The organism is Rhizobium sullae, from assembly GCF_900169785.1.
Taxonomy (GTDB): Bacteria; Pseudomonadota; Alphaproteobacteria; order Rhizobiales; family Rhizobiaceae; genus Rhizobium; species Rhizobium sullae.
Genome location: NZ_FWER01000128.1, coordinates 1 through 4,914 on the forward strand (window position 1 = coordinate 1; position 4,914 = coordinate 4,914).

General features: G+C 64.3%; 4 protein-coding genes. All 4 read left to right on the plus strand.

The features are described 5' to 3' along the window. Positions 1 to 1,467 precede the first annotated feature (1,467 nt). Positions 1,468 to 1,743, plus strand: coding sequence for a hypothetical protein (locus BN1800_RS38995; RefSeq protein ID WP_087006209.1), 276 nt, complete (start codon positions 1,468 to 1,470; stop codon positions 1,741 to 1,743). A gap of 33 nt (positions 1,744 to 1,776) precedes the next feature. Further along, entirely contained in the window at positions 1,777 to 2,757 is a 981-nt protein-coding gene (locus tag BN1800_RS39000) for a SphA family protein (protein WP_087006212.1), read from the plus strand. A gap of 4 nt (positions 2,758 to 2,761) precedes the next feature. Continuing rightward, positions 2,762 to 4,000: an alpha/beta hydrolase gene (locus BN1800_RS39005; protein ID WP_087006215.1), complete on the plus strand. Its 1,239-nt coding sequence runs from the start codon at positions 2,762 to 2,764 to the stop codon at positions 3,998 to 4,000. A gap of 137 nt (positions 4,001 to 4,137) precedes the next feature. Beyond that, a partial coding sequence (locus BN1800_RS39010; protein ID WP_179214026.1) for a sulfatase-like hydrolase/transferase occupies positions 4,138 to 4,914 on the plus strand: 777 nt, incomplete at its 3' end.

Consider the following 4,914-nt stretch of genomic DNA (forward strand, 5'->3'; position numbering starts at 1 on the left):
CCGCGACGAAGTTCGGCGAGAGCGGCGTGCCGAAGGTTTTCTACTCGGACGTGCCAGCGGAACTCCTCGTCTTCGAAGGTAAGCCTGCCCTGGAGAAGGTGCCGGGCACGGGGCTGGACTGGGCGTCGAACACCACGAGCGACGTCTTCTATCGGCCTGCGGACAAGACATGGTACGTGCTGCTTTCCGGCCGCTGGTTTTCGGCGGCGTCGCTCGACGGCCCCTGGACCTTCGCGACGCCGAGCCTGCCCGCCGACTTCCAGAATATTCCGCAGGACGCTTCCTACTATGCAGTACGGGCTTCCGTTCCGGGAACGTCCGAAAGTGCCGAGGCCCGCCTGAAAGCCAGCATTCCGCAGATGGCGCGGGTGGCGACCGACGGCACGGTGAAGGTCGATGTTGCCTATAGCGGCGAACCGAAATTCGAACCGATAGATGGGACCACCCTCTCCTACGCCGTGAACTCGAACGAGCAGGTCATCAAGGTCGGGACCAAGTATTTCGTGCTGAAGGACGGCGTCTGGTTCGTCGGCGACATGCCGACCGGGCCGTTCGAAGTGGCGAAGGCGGTTCCCGACGAGGTCTATAAGATCCCGCCCTCATCGTCCGTCTACAACGTCACCTATGTCAGGGTCTACGACACCGAGCCGGACGCGGTCTGGTACGGCTACACCGCAGGCTACCTCGGCGCGTACCTCGCATGGGACGCCCTCGTCTGGGGCACCGGATGGGCCTATCCCGCATGGTGGGATTTCGGCTGGTCGGGCGGCTACTGGCCCTACTATCCGCGGCCGGTCACCTACGGCGTCGGCGCCTTCTACAATCCGGCCTTCGGCACATTCGGCCGCTACGGATATGCCTACGGCCCCTATCGCGGCATCGCCGGCGGCGCGGCCTACAATCCTCGCACGGGTACCTACGTCAGGGGCGGCGCGATCTCCGGCCCTGCGGGGTCGCGTGGCTTCGTCGCGGCCTACAATCCAAGGACGGGCAACGCTTTCGCCGCCCGCGGCGGGACGAACGTCTACGGCTCGTGGGGCACCGCAGCCGTCAAGCACGGCGGCGAGTTCGCCCGCATCANCGAACGTCTACGGCTCGTGGGGCACCGCAGCCGTCAAGCACGGCGGCGAGTTCGCCCGCATCAGCGGCGGATCGACGGGCAACGCCGCGGGACTCCACTGGCACAACTCCTCGGGCGATCGCGGCTTCATCGCCGGCGGAAAGGGTGGCGACATCTATGCGGGGCGCGACGGCAACGTCTATCGCCGCGAGAACGGCGAATGGCAGAAGCACACTCCGGATGGATGGGACCCGGTGAACCGTCCTGCGACCGAAGGGCTGAAGAGTGCCGGGGAGCAGTTCGCGTCCAAGCATCCGGAAGCCGCCGACCGCATCCGCCAGAACGCTCCCGAGCGCGAGGAAGACAGACAGGAGCAGGTCCAGAACCGAGTACAGAACAGTCCCGCAGTGAAGGAGCGCGTCGAGAATAGAACGCAAAACCGTCAGAACGTGACGCCACGGCGGCAGATCCGCGAACGCGCCCCTGACAATCTCGGCGTCGACCGCGTCGCTCGGAATGTCGGCAACCAGCGCGATCTGTCGCGAAGCTACGGACGCCGCGACATCGGCCAGTTCGGCGGCGGACGGCAGATCGGCGGCGGTGGCGGCCGGGAATTTAGTGGCTCCCGCGGCGGCGGTGGCGGCTTCCACGACGGTGGCGGCGGACACTTCCGCAGACGTTGAGCCTCGTAGAAATTTTGGAGATTGAGAACTTCGATGACCTCTGAATTTGGCAGACGGCTGACCTTCATCGCAGCGGTGACGTTGCTTCCTTCCCTGGCGATGGCGGCCGAAGGTGGCGCGGGCTTCTATCTGCTTGGCGCGAAGCTTCCCGCAAGTGCAATCACGCCGCCTCCCGGCGTGTTCTTCTCGAACGACATCTACATGTACACGGGCGATCTCGGCGGCGGAAAGGCGCTTCCCTCGGGAGGACGGCTTGCCGTCGGCGTCGAAGGATCGGCCGTCATCGAGGTCCCGACGGTGCTCTGGATCCTTCCGGAAGACATCGCAGGCGGCCATCTCGGTCTGTCGGCGACCCTGCCTGTCGGCTGGAAAAACACGGACGCCGACGTGACATTGGCGGGACCTCTAGGTGGCACAGCTTCCGGATCGATCTCCGATCCGGTCTTCACGTTCGGCGACCCGGTCATCGGCGGCCTGCTGGGCTGGGAGGCCGGAAACTTCCATTGGCAGACCAGTCTGCTCGTCAACGTCCCGATCGGCGACTACCAGGACGGCGAGATATCGAACATCGCCTTCCACCACTGGGGCGCGGACGTCTCCGTCGGCGGTACTTGGCTGGACCCGACGGTGGGACTCGATCTCTCGGCTGTGGTCGGCATGACCTTCAATGCCGAGAACCCCGCCACCGACTACCGCACCGGCAACGAGTTCCATGTCGAGTGGGCCGCCGTCCAGCACTTCAACGAGCAGTTCGACGCCGGCCTCGTCGGCTATTACTACGACCAGGTCACGGGAGACAGCGGCGACGGTGCCTCGAGCGACTTCAAGGGCCGCGTCGCGGCCATTGGCGCGACGATCGGATGGACCTTCAAGGCCGGCGAGCTGCCGATCTCCACGCGGATCAAGTACTTCCATGAGTTCGCCGTCGAGAACCGGGCGGAGGGGGATGCCATCTATTTGACCGTCTCCATGCCGCTGTCGATCACAAAGCCCACGAACATTGCGGCGCAGTAGATCGATGACAATCCTCGCGCCACTACAACGACTTTCCCTCCTGATAGGCTTCCTCCCGATGCTGGCCGGCTGCGGACACCCGAGCGGCGTCATGCAGTCGGTGGCACTGGCCGCGGGGACACCGAAAAACGCACAGGTCGATATGCTTGTCGCGACGACCAGGCAGCCGTCTGGCGATCCGGCAACCCTCTTCAATGGCGAGCGCAGCCCGAAGCCCTCGATGACGGACGTCGCGGTCTCCATTCCTGCTAAGCGCGAACCGGGCACCGTCCAGTGGCCGCGTCATCTTCCTCCGAACCCTTCGACGGACTTCGCGGTCACGCGCGTCAAGCAGATCGACACCATTCCGGAAGGCCGGGCATGGTTCCGCCAGCATATCGAGGGCGGGCATGCGCTCGTCTTTATCCACGGGTTCAACAACAAGTACGAGGACTCGGTCTTCCGCCTGGCGCAGATCGTCCATGACAGCGGCATGCAGGCGACGCCGATCCTCTTCACCTGGCCGTCACGCGCGCGGCTCACCGGATACGAGTACGACAAGGAGAGCACCAACTATTCGCGCACGGCGCTTGAGCAGTCCCTGCGGGTCCTCGCCGCCGATCCGGCCGTGAAGGACATCACCATCCTCGCGCATTCGATGGGTACCTGGCTGGCAATGGAAGCGCTGCGCCAGATGGGTATCCGCGACGGACACGTGAACCCCAAGATACACAACGTCATCCTCGCCTCGCCCGACATCGACATCCAGGTGTTCGCCAAGCAGTTCGTCGAGATGGGCGAGCCCAAGCCGAAGTTCACGATCTTCGTCTCGCAGGACGACCGGGCGCTCGCGGCGTCGAGCTTCATCACTGGCAACGTGTCGCGGCTGGGCGCGATCGATCCCTCGAAGGAGCCATATCGCTCGCGGCTGGAAAAGGCCGGCATCACGTCCATCGATCTGACGAAGGTCAAGACCGAGGACAGCCTGCACCACGGCAAGTTCGCCGAAAGCCCGGAAATCGTCCAGCTCATCGGCCAGCGGCTGATGACCGGGCAGACGCTGACGGACAGCAACGTCTCTCTCGGTCAAGGCGTCGCCGCAGTCGTCGGGGGAACGGCGCGCACCGTAGGCACCGTGGCGGGCGCGGCCGTCGCCGCCCCACTGACGATCGTCGAGCAGCCTATGAGGAAACGGCAGCCGACCGGAATCGAGGTGGAAAACGACCTCGAAAGTGACCGCAAGCCGACGCCGTTGACCCAGTAGCGGGCAGTTGGGGCGACTGTTACCCCCCGGCCGTCCGCAATGTAACCGTTACAAGCTTACCCCTTCGCCGCGCCTGACGCAGTATCGCCTCGCATAGCCATCCGACTGAGAACGCAGATGCAGAAAGGAACCTTGTGATGAGTACGCCCGTCTATCGAAGATTTCTCGCAGCCACGGCCGCGGTCGCGATGACCATGACTTCGGTCGCCATCGTCTCGCCCGCCTTCGCGCAGCAGGCGGCGGACGGCTCGAAACCGAACATCCTGGTGATCTTCGGCGACGACGTCGGCCAGACCAACGTCAGCGCGTACTCCATGGGCGTCGTGGGATACAAGACGCCGAACATCGACAGCATCGCCAAGGCGGGCATGATGTTCACCGACTACTATGCCGAGAACTCCTGCACGGCCGGCCGCTCGACATTTATAACCGGGCAAAGCTGCCTGCGTACGGGTCTTTGCAAAGTAGGCGCACCCGGCGCTCCGGTTGGACTGCAGGCCGGCGACATTACGATCGCGCAGGCGCTCAAGCCGCTCGGCTACGCCACCGGGCAGTTCGGCAAGAACCATCTAGGGGACCGCGACGAGTACCTGCCGACCAAGCACGGCTTCGACGAGTTCTTCGGCAACCTCTATCACCTGAATGCCGAGGAGGAACCGGAAGCGCCCTACTGGCCGAAGGACGACGCGGAGTTCCTGAAGGCGTACTCGCCACGCGGCGTCATCAAGGCGTCGGCCGATGGCAAGATCGAGGATAGCGGACCGCTGACGAAGAAGCGGATGGAGACCATCGACGACGAGACCAGCACCGCTGCGATGGACTTCATGGACCGCCAGGTGAAGGCTAAGAAGCCGTTCTTTACCTGGATGAACGCGACACGCATGCACGTCTTCACGCATGTGCGCGAATCCATG

Bases quoted from the DNA above. Each gene is read 5' to 3' on its own strand.
- BN1800_RS39000 (WP_087006212.1), top strand. From the start codon at position 1,777: ATGACCTCTGAATTTGGCAGACGGCTGACCTTCATCGCAGCGGTGACG.
- BN1800_RS39005 (WP_087006215.1), top strand. From the start codon at position 2,762: ATGACAATCCTCGCGCCACTACAACGACTTTCCCTCCTGATAGGCTTC.